Consider the following 15,405-nt stretch of genomic DNA (forward strand, 5'->3'; position numbering starts at 1 on the left):
AGCGTAGCGACGGCGACAGCCGGCATTCCTTGCGAGCGAAGCTAAGCAGAGTAATTCAAGCCCCCTTCCCCCTTACGAAAAAAGCACGGCGCAGGTTAAATTCATAAAATCGTTCAATGCTAAATTTAAGTAGAATTTTGCTTTAAATTTTACTGGATTGCTTCGCTCGTTACACTCGCTCGCAATGACAATGGCTAGCGTTGCAAATTTAAAATTTTACTCAATAAACCCGCTGGCTAGCACGCGGTCCTCTTCGTCGTAAAAAACCGCCAGCTGTCCCCCAGCTACGCCATTTGCTGGCTGAGAGAGCGTGCCACTAACCCCGCCACGCTCGTTTAGCGCGATTTTTACAGGGATTTTCGTGCTTCGATATCTAAGTTTCACGCCCAAATTTGGTCTGTTTAAAATTTCATCTACGCTCACAAATGCGTTTAAATTTCGCGTCGAAAACTCGTAAGTATCGAGTTCGTCGCGCCCGCCGACGATGATTTCGTTATTTTGCGCGTCGATTTTTAGCACGAAATGTGGCTCATGCGCGCCGTCTATGCGAAACCCGCGCCTTTTGCCGATTGTATAATGCATATAGCCCTCGTGAGTGCCGATGATTTCGCCATTTGCGTTTTTTACCACGCCCGGGGTTTTGGTGTTTGTGTGGCGCTGTAAAATTTCGATATATGTTTTATCCACGAAGCAAATCTCGCTACTCTCACTTTGTGCGGCAATTTCGATGAGCTCTGGATACGCGCTAGCCTTGGCTTTGACCTCGCTTTTAAGCATTTCGCCAAGCGGGAAAATCATAGATTTTAAGGCATTTGGATTAACATTTGCCAAAAAATAGCTTTGATCTTTGCTCTCATCGCGCGCCTTTTTTAAAAGTCCATTTTCCACGCGCACATAATGCCCAGTGGCTAGGCGTTCGCAGCCGCTTTTATGGGCAAATTCCAAAAGCTTGCCAAGTTTGATTGTGCGGTTACACAGCGCGCAGGGATTGGGCGTAAGGCCGTTTTGGTATGTGCGCACAAATGGCTCATAAACCTCGCGCCTAAACTCATCTTGCAAATCCAAAATATGCATTTTTATCCCCAAAAACTCCCCTACTTTGCGCACTTTTTCGATATTTTTCTCGTGATAGCCTGGCTTTTCGTGTAGCTTCATATAGCAGCCCTCGATCTCGTGCCCAGCGTCCTTTAAAAGCTTCGCGCTCATCGAGCTATCCACGCCCCCGCTTAGGGCGACCATGATTTTCAAATTTTCTCCTTTTTGATGTGCTCTATTATCTCTTCTACGCTAAAACAGAGCCTAAATCCCGCCAAATCACCCTTATCAATCGTCCCCAAAGCTAACATTGAGCTTTTGAAAAACTCCACCAAAGGGGCGTAAAATTTGGCGTCGTATAGGTAAATTTGGGCTGTTTTAAAGCCTGTTTGTTTGAGGGTTAATACCTCAAACAGCTCGTCCATCGTCCCAAACCCGCCTGGGAAAATGACGAAAATTTCACTATTTGCGATGAGTGCGCCTTTTCTAAGGGCAAAGGTTTTAAAATGCACATCGTGAGTCAAAAACGCATTACTTTTTTGCTCGAAGGGAAGTTTTATGTTAAAGCCCACGCTTGGGGCTTTTGCGCGAGCAAATGCGCCTTTGTTTGCCCCGCGCATTATCCCGCCGCCTCCGCCTGTGATGACCGCATATCCCATATCAGCGAGCACCGCGCAGAGTTTTTCTGCGTCTTTGACATATTGATTGCTCGCATTTAGCCTCGCTGAGCCAAAAATCGTAACGCCCGGCTCAATGAAATTTAGGCTATTTTTCGCCGTTCTGATATCTTGTAAAATTTCTCGTATTTGCATTGTGTGATTAAAATTTAGATTAAATTACTAAGCTTTCCTAGAAAGCCACCAAAAGTGCCGCGCTTTGGCAAAGCTTCAAGCCCAAGTGCCACCAGCGTCCTGCTTACGCTATCACGAAGCGCGATACTAGCCTTGCAAAACGGGCGCGAAATGCTGAAAAGCTCCCTATTTTGGGCGTTTATAAAGACATATTTATCATAAGGCATGAAGCCAACTAGCCCAAATTTCACCTCGCCCAAATTCTTTTGGGCCACGGATTTTAGATTTTCGAATATCCCCACAGCCTCGTCCTCGCAAGAGGCAAAATTCATCAAAAACAAAATCTCTTTTTGTGGCAAATTTAGCGATTTCAAAAACGCGTAAGTGTTGCTGATAGCGCAGGGTTCGTTCGCGCACACCACAATCGGCTCGGTGTCAAATTCTACTAGTTTTTTCGCATAATCTAGCGAAGCGTCGATTAAGATGAAATCAAACATATCCGCGCCAAGCGTTGCGCCCAAAAAGCTCTCTATCGCGCCATTTTCGCTCAAAAACACGCCGTCATTTGGCGCAATCAGTGTCAAATTTGGCAAAATTTTAAGCCCCTTGGCCTGAGAGTTTGCGAAAACAAAAATTTGGTTTTTGTCGATTTTAGCGTTTAAGATTATCTCTTGGTTATTGAAATTTGGCACTTCTAGCACGGCCACAGAGTATCCTGCGTTAGCTAAAATTTGAGCGAAATTCGCCACAATCTGGCTCTTGCCAACTCCCCCTTTTGCGCTTAGAAATGTTAGAATTTTATTTTTCATACCAAACCTTTTTCAATCATACTTCCAAGTGGATAAATCACGCTTATGCGCTCTGCCGCGCCTGGGTGCGGCACGATTAAGCGCTCGTTTTGCCTAATTTTCGCGCTAGAATACAAAATGTCAATATCTAGCGTGCGCGGGGCGTTTTTGAAGCTTCGTTTGCGCCCAAATTTAAGCTCGATTTTTTGCATTGTTTTTAGCATTAAATTCGGCGCAAGCGAGCTTTGCACGCATAGCGTAGCGTTTAAAAAATTGCTCTGCTCTAAAAACCCAAATGGCTTGTTTTCTAAAATTTGCGACGAAGCGCAAACGAAAAAATTCGGATTTTTTTGTAGCAGGCGATACACACGCTCGAACCTTGCCCTGCTGTCGCCTATGTTTCCGCCAAGCCCTAAAATATAGCAAAATTTAAAATTCTCTTTTTTTGGGAATTTGCGCGGGAAATTCCGGCTTTTTATCACTCGCACAGCCTCATTTAGCCTTAAAAATCCGTTTTTTTGCGCTAGAATTTGCATTATTCGCTCATGACCTCGCAACCATTTTTTGTCACGATTACGGTATCTTCGATCCTCACGCCAAACTCGCCTTGCAAATAAATCCCAGGCTCTATGCTAAAAATCATGCCTTCCTCTAAAATGGCCTTCGAGCGCGGGCTAATAATCGGCAGTTCGTGGATATCCACGCCCACGCCGTGCCCCGTAGAGTGCAAAAACTGCGCCCCAAAGCCCTCGCTTGCGATATAATCTCGCGCGATTTTATCTATTTCGCGCGCAGCAACACCAGGTTTTACGGCGTTTATGGCGCGTTTTTGAGCCTCTTTTACAATGGCGTAAATTTTATCTTTTTTCGTATCGCCAAAATTTTGATTTTTGCTAAAATTTATTCCCTCTTGTGCGCTAAATTTCGCCGTTCTTGTGCGATCCGAGCAGTAGTTTTTATACCTCACCCCAGCATCCAATAAAAGCAAATCGCCATCTTTTAAACGCTCATCGCTAGGCAGAGCGTGAGCCTTGGCGGCGTTTTGGTTAATCGCCACAATCGGCTCGAAGCTAAGGGCTAAATTTCCGCTATCTTTGAAAATCAAAGTCGCGTTATAAAATAGCTCTTTTTCGCTCATACCAAGCCCATTTTCGCTCACAAATTTGGCGAATTCATCAAATTTGCTAGCGCCGATTTTAGCCGCAGTGCGCAGTATTTCAAGCTCATTTTCGCTTTTTATCGTGCGACGAATTTGGCTAAAATTTGGCTTTGGGATAAAGCGCGTTTTTAAATTTTTACTTAGTGCGTTAAACGCGCCAAAACTAAAATCATTAGGATCAAAAATCACAGCCCGCACCTTGTAAGAGCGCAAAATTTTACGCGCAGAAAAGGTTAAATCCGAGCTTTGCACGATTTGCGCATTTTTGGCTAACTCGCTAGCTTCGAGGCTGTATCTAGCGTCTGTGATAAAAAAACGCGCGCCATTAAGAGCTAGAAATATGCAGTTATCGCACGCATATCCGCACTCCCAAAATACGGCGTTAGTATCCCTTAAAATGTAATTCATCTGGTTTGATTACGCCTCTTTTTTCGCCTCTTTTGCAGCCTTGATTTGCTCGAAAATTTGAAGCATACCAATCATCGCCAAATGGTATCCCACAGGGCCAAAGCCGATGATTTGACCAGCTGTAACAGGGGCTATCATTGATTTTTCGCGGAATTCTTCTCTGCGGTTGATGTTTGAGATATGCACCTCGATAGTAGGCAACGCCACAGCCATAAGCGCGTCTCTCATAGCGATTGATGAGTGAGTGTAAGCGGCTGGGTTGATGATGATTCCATCGCATGTGCCGTAGCACTCTTGGATTTTATCGACTAGCTCGCCTTCGAAATTGCTTTGGAAAAACTCGATTTCTACGCCACTTTGCTCTGCTACGACTTGCATTTGTCTGTGGATATCTTCCATTTTCATACGGCCGTAAATCCCTGGCTCGCGTAGTCCTAGAAGGTTGATATTTGGTCCTTGGATTACCATAATTTTCATTTTTTGTCCTTTTTAAAAAAATTTAATCGCTCATTATAGCCAAATATTGCTTATTTTTGACTATCTTAAATTTTTACTAATTTATTGTAAAATATTTCATCACAAATCACAAGGATTAATTATGAAAATTTTAAAGGCGAAGTGGATTTTAACCTGCGATGAGAAATTTAAAATTCACCGCGATAAAGCCGTAGTTTTCGACGAAAAAATAGAAGAAATTTTAAAACCAAATGAAGCTAGGGAAAAATACCCCGAGGCTGAATTTATCGATTGCGGAAGCGATATCGCCATGCCAGCGTTTATCAACACTCACACACATTTAGAATTTAGCGCGAACCGCACGCACCTAATCTACGGCGATTTCGTAAAATGGGTCGCCTCGATCGTAAATGCCAGAGAAGAGCTCTCCAAACAGGCCTTAGAAACGATAATCGAAAAAGAAATTTTAACCATGATGAAATCAGGCGTGGCTACAATCGGCGAAATTTCTAGCTTTGGCACAGAGGCTCAAATTTGCGCCAAATCGCCTGCGCGCTTCGTGTTTTTCAACGAAATTTTAGGCGCAGATAAAAACACAATCGACGCAAATATAGATAAATTTAGCGAGCGCTTCACAAGGTCCGCTGAGCTTGTAAGCGATCTGTTTATCCCGGCAGTCTCCGTGCATGCGCCATACTCCACACACCCAGAAATCACGAAATTTGCCACTGATTTTGCCCGCGATAACGAACTTTTGATGAGTTCGCATTTCATGGAGAGCAACCACGAGCGCGACTGGCTCAAACACGGCAAGGGCGCGTTTAAAGAGTGGCTTGGGGCGTTTTTGCCAAACCCAAAACCATTTTATTCGCCAAAAAGCTATATCGAGTATTTTAAGGGCGTGCGCACGCTCTTTACGCACTGCGTCTTTGCAGATCTCAAACTTTTTGATAAAAAACTCCACTCTATCACGCACTGCGCGGTCTCAAACCGCCTTTTAGGCAGGGATAGATTAAAGCTAACTAGCGTTATCAAAAACGGCTATTTATTTTCTATCGGCACAGACGGGCTAAGCTCGAATATCAGCCTAAATTTCTTAGACGAGCTTAGGGCAAATCTATTTGTGCATGACGAATTGGAGCTTAGCAAGCTTGCGCGCGAACTTTTGCTAGGTGCGACAAACCGCGCGGCAAAATCGCTGGATCTAAATTTAGGCGAACTAAGCAGTGGCAAAATCGCAGATATCGCCGTATTTGAGGGATTTGAGTGCGATGAGAGCCAGCTAGCATTACAGCTGATTTTACAGAGCAAAAACGCGAAATCACTATATATCAAAGGCAAAAAATGCAATTTCTAAAAAACCTTTTTACGCCCATTTTAGCGGTGCTTGGCTTTATAAATAAATATTTTAAATCAATGATATTTTTGCTCATTGTGTTTTTGATTTTTAGCGGGGATAAGAGCACGCAAAGCCCAAATGCAAATTTAGCCACGATAAATTTGACCGGCGCGATTATGGACGATAGCCAAATTTTAGAAAAAATCAAAGAAATCGAAAACAACGGCGCAATCAAGGGCGTTTTGCTCATCATCGATAGCCCAGGCGGAGCTCTAAGCCCAAGCGTAGAAATCTCGCAAGCGATAAAATCCCTAAACGCCAAAAAGCCAGTCGTAGCATACGCCAAGGGCACAATGGCGAGTGGAAGCTATCTTAGTGGCGTATGGGCTAGTAAAATTTACGCAAACCCGGGCTCGTTTATCGGCTCAATCGGCGTGATTATGCAAGGGCTTGATGTTTCGAATTTAACCGAAAAAATCGGCATTAGCGAGCAGGTTGTTAAGGCTGGGGAATTTAAAGAAGCTGGAACCATGATGAGGCCGTGGAGCGAGGCTGAGAAGCAAAGCCTGCAAAATTTGGTAAATCAAAGCTACGAGCTGTTTGCACGCGAAGTAGCAAGCGCAAGAAAGCTTAAATTCGACGAGCGCGATACATGGGCGAACGCTAGGGTGTTTTTAAGCGCGCAGGCCAAAAAACTAGGCCTAATCGACGAGGTCGGCTCACTGCAAAACGCCAAAACAGCGTGCGAAAAACTAAGTGGCGTATCAAATCCAATCTGGCTAGAACCAAGCCCGTATGAAAAAATGCTAAATAAACTCGCCACACAGGGCTCCGCGATGATTTATAATCTAGCACGCGCGCGTTTAATGGCGTTTTAAGGGCTCAGGCGCGCTCATGCTAATAATTCGCAAGATAATTTTCGCGGTTTTGATTTTTATGGCTATCGTCACGACCGCGGTGTTTTCGATGTTTGTTTATAATGTCTTTTTCTCTGACGAGAAAAGCCCTAGCGAAATTTTATTTGAAAAAAAAGAAATCAAACGACTTTAAAGGAGAAAAAATGCCACTGCTTGATAGTTTTTTAGTAGATCATACCAAGATGAAAGCCCCTGGCGTGCGACTCGCCAAAAAAATGACCACAAAGGGTGGCGATAGGATTTGCGTTTTTGATTTGCGATTTTGCAGGCCAAATTTAGAGATTATGAGTGAGCGCGCCACACACACGCTCGAACACCTTTTTGCGGGCTTTATGAGAGCGCATTTAAACAGCGCCGATGTCGAAATCATCGACATTTCGCCAATGGGGTGCAGGACTGGATTTTATATGAGTTTAATTGGCGAACCGCGCGAAGAAGAGATAATTCACGCATGGAAGAGCTCTATGCGCGATGTGCTAGCGGTAAAATGCCAAAGCGACATACCAGAACTGAATAAATTTCAGTGTGGCACCTGCGAAATGCACTCTTTGCAAGGCGCCAAGCAAATCGCACAAAATGTGCTAAACAAGGGCATTTGCGTCATCAAAAACGACGAAATCAAACTTGATTTATCTTTGGTGAAGTAAATTTCACTCGCAATGGCAGTAAATTTGCTTAATCTGTCATTGCGAGGATTTGCCCAGTAAAATTTTAAATCCCCATATCCTCTGCCATTTTTTTCACAGCTTTAAAATCCACCTTGCCGCTGCCTAAAATCGGTATTTCGCCCACTTTTTTTACCACGCTTGGCTGCATTATCGGAGCTAAATTTGCGCCCTTTATCATCTGCGAAATTTCATCTTCGCCAAATTCGGCGCTATATAGTAGCGCGATTTTCTCGCCCTTTTTCTCATCAGCCAAATTTACGCACGAAAAGCTAACCGTAGAGCCTAAAATTTCGCCTATCGCCCCCTCTACTGCGCCCAGACTTATCATCTCGCCACCGATTTTTGCGAAGCGCGAAAGGCGGTCTGTGATAAACAAAAACCCGTCATCGTCGCAGTATCCGATATCGCCGCTGTTATAATACCTCACGCCATCGATCTCCAAGATTGCGCGCTCTGTGCGCTCTGGCTCGTCGTAGTAGCATTTCATCACCTGCGCTCCGCCGATTAGGATTAGCCCTGCTTCGCCGTTTCCAAGCTCGGCGAAATTTGCGGGATCGACGATTTTTATTATCGTGCCAGCTAGTGGCAAACCCACGCTTTTTTCGCGGTTGAAGGCAAGTTCCTTGAAAAAATCAGGCTCTAAAATATTTGGCGTATTTACGCTCACCACAGGTGCAGTCTCAGTGGTGCCGTATCCCTCGTAGATATCCACGCCGAATTTGACCTTAAAGTCCTTTTTCACGCTCTCGCTCAGTTTTTCGGCACCTGCGATTGCAAGGCGCAAATTTCGAAGCATTAGCGGATTTAGGCGTTTGTTTTTGGCATAAAGTCTAAAAAATGTCGAGGTTCCAAACATAATCGACGCGCCGTATTTCGCGCTCATTTTGCCCACACAAAACGCGTCTGTCGGGTCTGGGACATGTATGCTCAAAAGTCCGTCATTTAGCGGAAATAGCGTCGTAACGGTTAGCCCAAAGCAGTGAAAAATCGGCAAAGACGCCAAAAGTGCGTCTTCGCCCGTGGCATTTACGAGTTCGGAGATTTGGCGCACATTTGCCATTATGTTTTTGTGCGTGAGCACCACGCCTTTTGGGCGTCCCTCGCTTCCACTGCTAAATAAAATTGTAGCCTCATCGTCGATTGCGTGTGGCGCGATATACAAAACCTCGAATAAAAATTTCGGCATCAAAAGAGCCTTTATCGCCGTGCTTATGCGCTCTTTGCGCGTGATATCTGCGCCGATATCCTCCAAATACACTAATCTCTCACCAAGGCTACTTTCTAGCTCAAATCCGCGCGATTTTAGCTTTTCGACAAATTTTTTCGAGCTGATTATGGTGCGCAGATTCGCCTTTGTGGCGCAATACACGAGATTTTCTTCGCTTAGAGTGTAGTTGAGATTTACGCTGATTTTTCCCATGGCTAAAATCGTCAAATTTATCGCACTTGCAATCACGGAGCTAGGCAGGATTATGCCTATGTTTTTTTCATTTCCTATGCGCGGTGCTAGGCGCTTTTGAAACATTATTAGCGCGCTCATCATCGCTAAATTTGTAAATTTCACCCCTGTGCTATCGACCGAAACCACCTTAAATGGCGAAATTTTTGCCTGATTTAGCCAGTTATACGCGAGTGGATCGAGCGAGCTAAGGTATTTTTCCCAGCTAAAAAACGATAGTTCTCGCACAGCCTTTTTGACCTCGTGCGCCTTAGCATTTATATCCAAAGCCGTGCCAAAACTCACCCTCAAAGCGTGCGTGCCAAGCTTGGAGATTGTTTTTTTATAATGTTCGCTAGCCCTTGAAAATGTCGAACCCCAAAGCCCACGGATATAAAACGGCACTATCACGGCATTTGCGCCCTTTGCGGCGTGCTCAAATCCAGCTTGAAACTCATCAATTCTGCCGTTGTAGCTAATGTGCCCTTCTGGGAAAAGCCCCACCACTTCGCCAGCGTTTAGGGCTTCTTTTATCGCGCCAAGCGCACTTTTGCTGACCCCTGCGCCGATTGGAATTACGCCAAAAATTTTCAAAAACCACTTCAAATACCACAGCTCATAATAGCTTCTATGCATTACAAAGCGCACAGCACGCGGGCAGGCAAGCTGCACGACTGCCCAATCAATCCAGCTAATGTGATTTCCAAGTAGCAAAACTCCGCCACTTTGCGGGATATTTTCTAGCCCATCGACGCGGACTTTATATCCAAATTTCAAAAACGGCAAAAGCAAAATTCGCATGAAAAGGTGCGGCAGGTATCGCGCGCTAAAAATTCCGCAAATTAGCACGCACAGCGCGCACATTACAAAGATTTCGCCACTATACACAGCAAAATTTACTAGAATTATCGCGATTATCAAAAACAGCACCATAAAGATATTTTGGATAAAATTTGACCCCGCTAGCACGCGCCCCATGCGCTCATCGCGGGTAAAAAACTGAATATTCGCATTAAGTGGCACGATGAAAATTCCGCCGCTAAATCCGAAAAATAGCGACGCCAAAGATAGCGTAAAAGCCGAATTTGCGTTTGCCAAAATCATCAGCGCAAGTCCTAGCCCAAACGCGCCAAATGGCACGATTCCTAGCTCGATATGTTTTTTGCAGTAGCTTCCCGCAAACACCGCTCCCAGCGCGATTCCGATTGCGCTTAGTGCTAAAATGACTTGGATAATCATCACATTATCATTTCCGCTAATAGCCTTGAAATGCGCCGGAAATGTCGCGATTACTAGCTGTGAAACAGCCCAAAACATCGAAAGTCCAAGCGTGCAGAGCAAGATATTTTTATCCGAGGTTACGAATTTTAAATTCTGCCTTAGATACTCAAATTTTGCGAATTTGGCAAATTCAAATTTTGCCTCAGGTTCGGCAGCGTCAAAATATGGAATTTTATAGGCAAAATACGCCTCCACCATAGAGCCAGCCACTAGCAAAAGCCCTATAAACCACACCGAGCGCAAAAGCTCGCCAGCACCTGCGCCTTGCTTTGCGAAGCTTTCGAAAATCACAGAAAACACAAGAGAAGAGAGCAAAATCGCGATTATGGTTAGAGCCTGCACTGCGCCGTTTGCCGCACCTAAATTTTTCGCTCCGACGATTTTTTTGATTAATCCATATTTCGCGGGCGAGTATATCGCGCTTTGCGCAGCTAAAAGAATCGTCATAAAAAATGCGAAATAAAACCACCCGCAAATGTATCCAAGCGTGATTAGCGCGCACAAAGCCACGCCAAGCAGGGCGCAAGCGCGAGTGATTTTCGTGCGCGAGAATTTGTCGTTTAAAAAGCCAGAAGTGCTAAATAAAAAAATATATGGAAGCAAGATTAGCATATTTACAAGCGCGGTCAGGGCAATGAGCGTGTCGCCCGAAAAGCTCTTGACTAGGACATTTTGGATAGTGATTTTGTGCGCGAGATCTACGCTAGCGTTGATAAACATTATTATCATAAAGGGCAAAAATCCGCTGATTTTGAGTAAATTTTTCATAATTTTTCCTTAAATTTGCGCGAATTTTAGCCTTTTAAATTTAACATAGAAAATTTAAGCCGAATTTGATAAAATGCGCCAAATTTTATCAAGGAAAATTATGCAAGTAACTATCACCGAGCGCGATGTCGTCGCACTTAACAAATTTATGCTACTTCACAGCAAAAAAGCAAAAAAACAAAAAATCGTCAGCACCTATGCGATCGCTTTTGAGTTTTTGATTTTTGGTATCATCATCGACGGACTTTTCAAAACAGCCCCGATTGCAAGCGTCGCTTCGCTAATCATGGGCGCGCTGTGGCTGGTGTTTTTCCCTAAATTTTATCGCAAAATGCTTCGCAAACATATCGCAAACGCCGAAAATATCGAGCCTTCGAGCGTGGTGATGAATTTTTTGTGGAGCGAGAGTGAGATTAGCTTTTCAAACGGCGAAGCCAGTGCTAGCGAGAAGTTCGCTACTAGCGATTTAAACCGCATAGCTAGGAGTGGCGAAAACTATTTTTTGGGCTTTGAGCGTGGATTTCATATAGTTTTGCCTTGCACCGAAGATACTGCGCGCGAAGTGGAAAATTTGGCTAAATTTCGAAATTTAGCAATCGAAAGCGTGGATTTAAATCAGAAAATTTGATTTTGTTTTGTCAGTGCTTCGCTTCCTTGCAATGGCAATAGCGAGCGATTTGTTTAATTTGTCATTGCGAGAATTTTGCGCTTAATCCGCGCCCAAAAACGCCTAATTTGTCAAATTTTTAAAAAAATGCAAAAATTCCCATAAATTCTTTAAATTTTACCGCTTTTTTCTGTAATTTTAGTTATAATTTCAGCTATTTATAAAATTTCAAAGGAGTTTGAGATGAAAACATTAAACAAAAGCAGAGGAAGTATCGTCTTAGCTACAATTTTGTTTGCCGTAGGTGGTGTGAGCGCCTTAAACGCAGCTTCTTATATTACAGGAGCGAACAAAATAGAAACAGAAAGTGGTCGCCATTTAGGCGATGGCGAGACAGAAAATTCGAATATTACCATTAGTAACACTGCTGGGACTGGAAGTATACCATTTAAAAATGCTGTTTTTGGTGGTTATTCCAATAGTAAAAATGTATTAAATAATAAAATTAAAATTACTGGCAATATCGATGTTACCAAAGGTATAGAAGCAGCTCGTCTTGGCACAACAATCAACGATGTAAAGGCAAATAACAATTCTGTTTTTTTTGATAATGCGACATATACAGGTAGTGCTTGGGCTGGTAGAGCAGGCAAAGAAGGAACGACAGGAAAAAATACTACCACTAATTACAATACAACCGTAGTTAATAAAAGCACCGTAACTATTAATAGTGGTAATCTTCGTGGTGCTATCACATACGGAATAGCTTCGTTCGCGGATTATAACACTCTACATGTCAAAGGCAGCACTATTTATGGGCAAGGTAACAACTTTGAAATAACTGGTGCTTTTTCGCAGACAGATGAAGGAGAACAACAAGCCAATGTGCAATATAATCAAATAATTTTTGAAGATTCTCATGCTTATTATGATAGTAATGAAAACAGCACTACCAGAAAACTTTTCGGTGGCGCTGCAAGGCAAGGCGAAGCAAATAACAACCGCGCATATATAAGCGATTTTAATAAAGATGTAGATGATAATATCGTACAAACCAATATTTACGGTGGCGCGACTTGGAGACCAAAATCAGGTGGTGCAGATGGCAATATAGCTGTCGCAGTGGGCGAGAGTAAAATTGCAAATATCTATGGTGGTGCAGCAGGCGTGAAGGCAGACAATAGAGTAACTAATATATCAAAAGGCGCAAATAAAAATTTAGTCATTTTAGATTTATCAGGCAATGGAAAAGTTACAGAAAATGTATATGGCGGATATATATTTGATACATCTTTGGGAACCACGACAGGCAACGCCGTGTATTTCCTAAACGGAAATGTCGCAGGAGCTGTCGTAGGTGGAAACAAAGAAAAAACAGAAAATACACTAATCCTAGGCAATGACACTAGCACTTGGGGCACACGAAAAGCAGGAGAAATAACTGGCTTTGATAGTTTAAATTTTAATGTTTTACAAGAAGGTGATAAAAGCAAAGCCGTGCTTACTCTAACAGGAACAAATTCTAGTAGCTTAGACGGCGTTAGCGTAAAATTTTTAAGTAGCGGCAACACGATAAGCGATGAGCGTGGTAATGGCGCAACGCAAGCGTTAAGTGGGGTTACTTACGATAAATATACCGCCCAAAATACAACAACAATAAAAGTTGTAAATACGATAGATAAAAACAATGAGAAAACAGAGACTACAAATGGTTTTACATATAATACAGGACGGGATTATTCTTGGGGGGAACCAGGCGATTTAGATTTGACAAAAAAAGAGACAAAATTTTATCTAATCGATAGCACCACAAGCGAACTAGCCGACTATACTAAAATGGCGAACTACAATACAAATATAGGCGCTAGTGGCACAACCGTAAAACACGACTGGGATAACTCAGAAGGTATAGTAATCGATGCGTATCAAACAAATCAAGATTATATTATCGACAATGCTTCTACTTTTACAAGAAATATTCGCGGTATGTTTGTAAGCACTGATAAAAAATCTCTATATATCGCAGGTAATCACGATATAACAGAAGGGATAAAAGATACAATCGGTGGAGATGATTTTTTCACTAAATTTGGTCAAAGAAAGGACGGAAATACGATTTCGATTATACCAAATGGAAATTTGGATTTAGGCACAGTTACATTTGACGGCGGAACAGGCGAAAACACCCTAAATGTAGGCAAAGATAAAGATAATCCAATAAAAATGGATCAGATTAAGGTAAAAGATATCAAAAATTTTGAAACCATTAACTTTTATTTGCCTAGCAACCCAAGTCCGGGACAAACCGCCATTACGCTAACTGGCGGAGCAGGCACAGATCTAACTAAATCAAATATCAATGTGTTTGTCGATAATTTGAGCAATTTGCAAAACAATGGCGGTAGAGTTCATTTACTAAAAACAGCCAACGGAAGTAATATCGCTGGCAATAAACCGCTAAGCACAAATATTCAAATTGGCGCAACCGTGAAATACGACTTGAAAGATAGTGTGGATCTAGCGTCTGCGAAGACTGTTATCGCCAATGACCAAACCAAAATTTTCAACGAAGCAAGGATTGCTGGTATGGCGGCTGTTTGGGAGGGTTCGTATCTCATCTCAAACCACTTAGAGCGCATTACGCCTGATGGATACACCGAGCTTTTCCCTTATGTTATCTTTGAGGGTTACGACAAACGCTACAACACAGGCTCTCATGTAGATAGTTTGGGCTTTAACGCAAACGCTGGTCTTGCAGGCAAAGCACCAAATAGCAAGGGCGAATTTACAATGGGTATTTTCATCGAATACGGCAATGTAGATTATGATGCTTACCTAGATGACGGCACCAAGGGCAGTGGAGACGCATACTACGCTGGTGTGGGCGCATTTGGCAAACAAGAAAATGCGAGTGGCTCATACTATGAGGGCTCATTTAGAGTAGGTCAGCTAACTACGAATTTCGACGGCACTCTAAATTTCAACGGCGTTAGCAAATACTATGATTGGGACATAGACTCTACATACTACGCCGTGCATGTAGGCGGCGGCAAAATCGTCCCGCTAAGCGATAGCAATGACTTGGATTTTTACGCTAGATATTTCTACACTCATATCGACGCAGCCGATATCAAAATAGATGGCGTGGATACTCATTTCGACGCCCTACAATCACACAAGATTAGAGCCGGCTTGCAAGATAACTTCAAAATAGATGAGCATAATAAATTCTTCGTTGGTCTTGCCGGCGAATATGAGTTTAGCTCAGAAGCAGGCGGACGATTTATCGTGCCAAATGGTAGCACAGGCGAGATGCTAAGCCCAGATCTAAAAGGCCTAACAGGAATTGGCGAGATTGGCTATCAATACAAAACCGAAACGCTTAAATTCGACGCTGGCGTAAAAGGATACGCTGGCAAACAAGAAGGCGTAAGCGCACAAATGGCACTTAGCATTGCGTTTTAGTTAGATTTGATTGCTTCGTGGCAGGGAAACCTGCCACAACCCCTAAAAATTTAAAATTTCAAACGCTAAATTTAACCCTTGAATTTAACTCTGAATTTTACCCAAACCCGAGAGCAATCTCGGGTTTTTTTATGGGTTGGAATAGTCGAAATTTGTTTAATTTGTCATTGCGAGGCGTGATAACGCCGAAGCAATCCAGAAAAATTTAAAGCAAAATTCAACCTAAATTTAGCATTGAATTATTATTGAATTTAACCTGCGCCATGAAATTCTCCGTAAGGGGGA

13 protein-coding genes are annotated in these 15,405 nt (G+C 43.1%); 6 read left to right on the forward strand and 7 right to left on the reverse strand.

Features of this window, described 5'->3' with window-relative positions:
• Positions 1-216 precede the first annotated feature (216 nt).
• From mnmA to aroQ, 6 genes are read right to left on the reverse strand one after another with little or no spacing between them, the layout of a single operon-like run.
• Positions 217-1,248 carry a tRNA 2-thiouridine(34) synthase MnmA gene (mnmA, locus tag OFN73_RS06780; RefSeq protein WP_270862786.1) on the reverse strand — a complete coding sequence of 344 codons (1,032 nt, stop codon included), beginning with the start codon at positions 1,246-1,248 and terminating at the stop codon, positions 217-219.
• On the reverse strand, positions 1,245-1,847 hold the full coding sequence (locus tag OFN73_RS06785) for a TIGR00730 family Rossman fold protein (RefSeq protein WP_270862787.1): 603 nt from the start codon (positions 1,845-1,847) through the stop codon (positions 1,245-1,247). The genes mnmA and OFN73_RS06785 overlap by 4 nt, the downstream gene beginning before the upstream one ends.
• A gap of 14 nt (positions 1,848-1,861) precedes the next feature.
• Positions 1,862-2,635 carry a nucleotide-binding protein gene (locus tag OFN73_RS06790; RefSeq protein ID WP_270862788.1) on the reverse strand — a complete coding sequence of 258 codons (774 nt, stop codon included), beginning with the start codon at positions 2,633-2,635 and terminating at the stop codon, positions 1,862-1,864.
• Positions 2,632-3,150, reverse strand: coding sequence for a 2-amino-4-hydroxy-6-hydroxymethyldihydropteridine diphosphokinase (gene folK / locus OFN73_RS06795; RefSeq protein ID WP_270862789.1), 519 nt, complete (start codon positions 3,148-3,150; stop codon positions 2,632-2,634). Before folK ends, OFN73_RS06790 begins: the two co-directional genes overlap by 4 nt.
• Entirely contained in the window at positions 3,150-4,181 is a 1,032-nt protein-coding gene (locus OFN73_RS06800) for a M24 family metallopeptidase (protein WP_270862790.1), read from the reverse strand. Before OFN73_RS06800 ends, folK begins: the two co-directional genes overlap by 1 nt.
• 9 nt (positions 4,182-4,190) lie before the next feature.
• Positions 4,191-4,658, reverse strand: coding sequence for a type II 3-dehydroquinate dehydratase (gene aroQ, locus OFN73_RS06805; protein ID WP_270859780.1), 468 nt, complete (start codon positions 4,656-4,658; stop codon positions 4,191-4,193).
• 121 nt (positions 4,659-4,779) lie between these two features.
• Between aroQ and mqnF the strand changes: the two genes are divergently transcribed.
• The 4 genes from mqnF to luxS are packed head-to-tail and all read left to right on the forward strand — an operon-like array spanning position 4,780 to position 7,540.
• Positions 4,780-5,994, forward strand: coding sequence for an aminofutalosine deaminase family hydrolase (gene mqnF, locus OFN73_RS06810; RefSeq protein ID WP_270862791.1), 1,215 nt, complete (start codon positions 4,780-4,782; stop codon positions 5,992-5,994).
• A complete protein-coding gene (gene sppA, locus OFN73_RS06815; RefSeq protein ID WP_270862792.1) occupies positions 5,982-6,854 on the forward strand; it encodes a signal peptide peptidase SppA in 873 nt (290 codons plus the stop codon). Before mqnF ends, sppA begins: the two co-directional genes overlap by 13 nt.
• Before the next feature lie 16 nt (positions 6,855-6,870).
• The gene (locus OFN73_RS06820) at positions 6,871-7,026 is read left to right on the forward strand and encodes a hypothetical protein (protein WP_270859783.1); all 156 of its coding nucleotides are present in this window, start codon (positions 6,871-6,873) and stop codon (positions 7,024-7,026) included.
• A gap of 10 nt (positions 7,027-7,036) precedes the next feature.
• Positions 7,037-7,540 carry an S-ribosylhomocysteine lyase gene (gene luxS, locus OFN73_RS06825; RefSeq protein WP_270862793.1) on the forward strand — a complete coding sequence of 168 codons (504 nt, stop codon included), beginning with the start codon at positions 7,037-7,039 and terminating at the stop codon, positions 7,538-7,540.
• Between the two features lie 64 nt (positions 7,541-7,604).
• On the opposite strand, the gene OFN73_RS06830 is transcribed toward luxS, so the two are convergent.
• The gene (locus OFN73_RS06830; RefSeq protein WP_270862794.1) at positions 7,605-11,048 is read right to left on the reverse strand and encodes an acyl-[ACP]--phospholipid O-acyltransferase; all 3,444 of its coding nucleotides are present in this window, start codon (positions 11,046-11,048) and stop codon (positions 7,605-7,607) included.
• 100 nt (positions 11,049-11,148) lie between these two features.
• Here OFN73_RS06830 and OFN73_RS06835 point away from each other — a divergent pair, with 100 nt between their 5' ends.
• Positions 11,149-11,676, forward strand: a complete 528-nt coding sequence (locus OFN73_RS06835; protein ID WP_270862795.1) for a hypothetical protein — start codon at positions 11,149-11,151, stop codon at positions 11,674-11,676.
• Between the two features lie 222 nt (positions 11,677-11,898).
• Entirely contained in the window at positions 11,899-15,120 is a 3,222-nt protein-coding gene (locus OFN73_RS06840; RefSeq protein WP_270862796.1) for a hypothetical protein, read from the forward strand.
• Positions 15,121-15,405 lie beyond the last annotated feature (285 nt).

Origin of the sequence: Campylobacter sp. JMF_14 EL1 (assembly GCF_027737585.1) — a bacterium.
GTDB lineage: Bacteria > Campylobacterota > Campylobacteria > Campylobacterales > Campylobacteraceae > Campylobacter_B.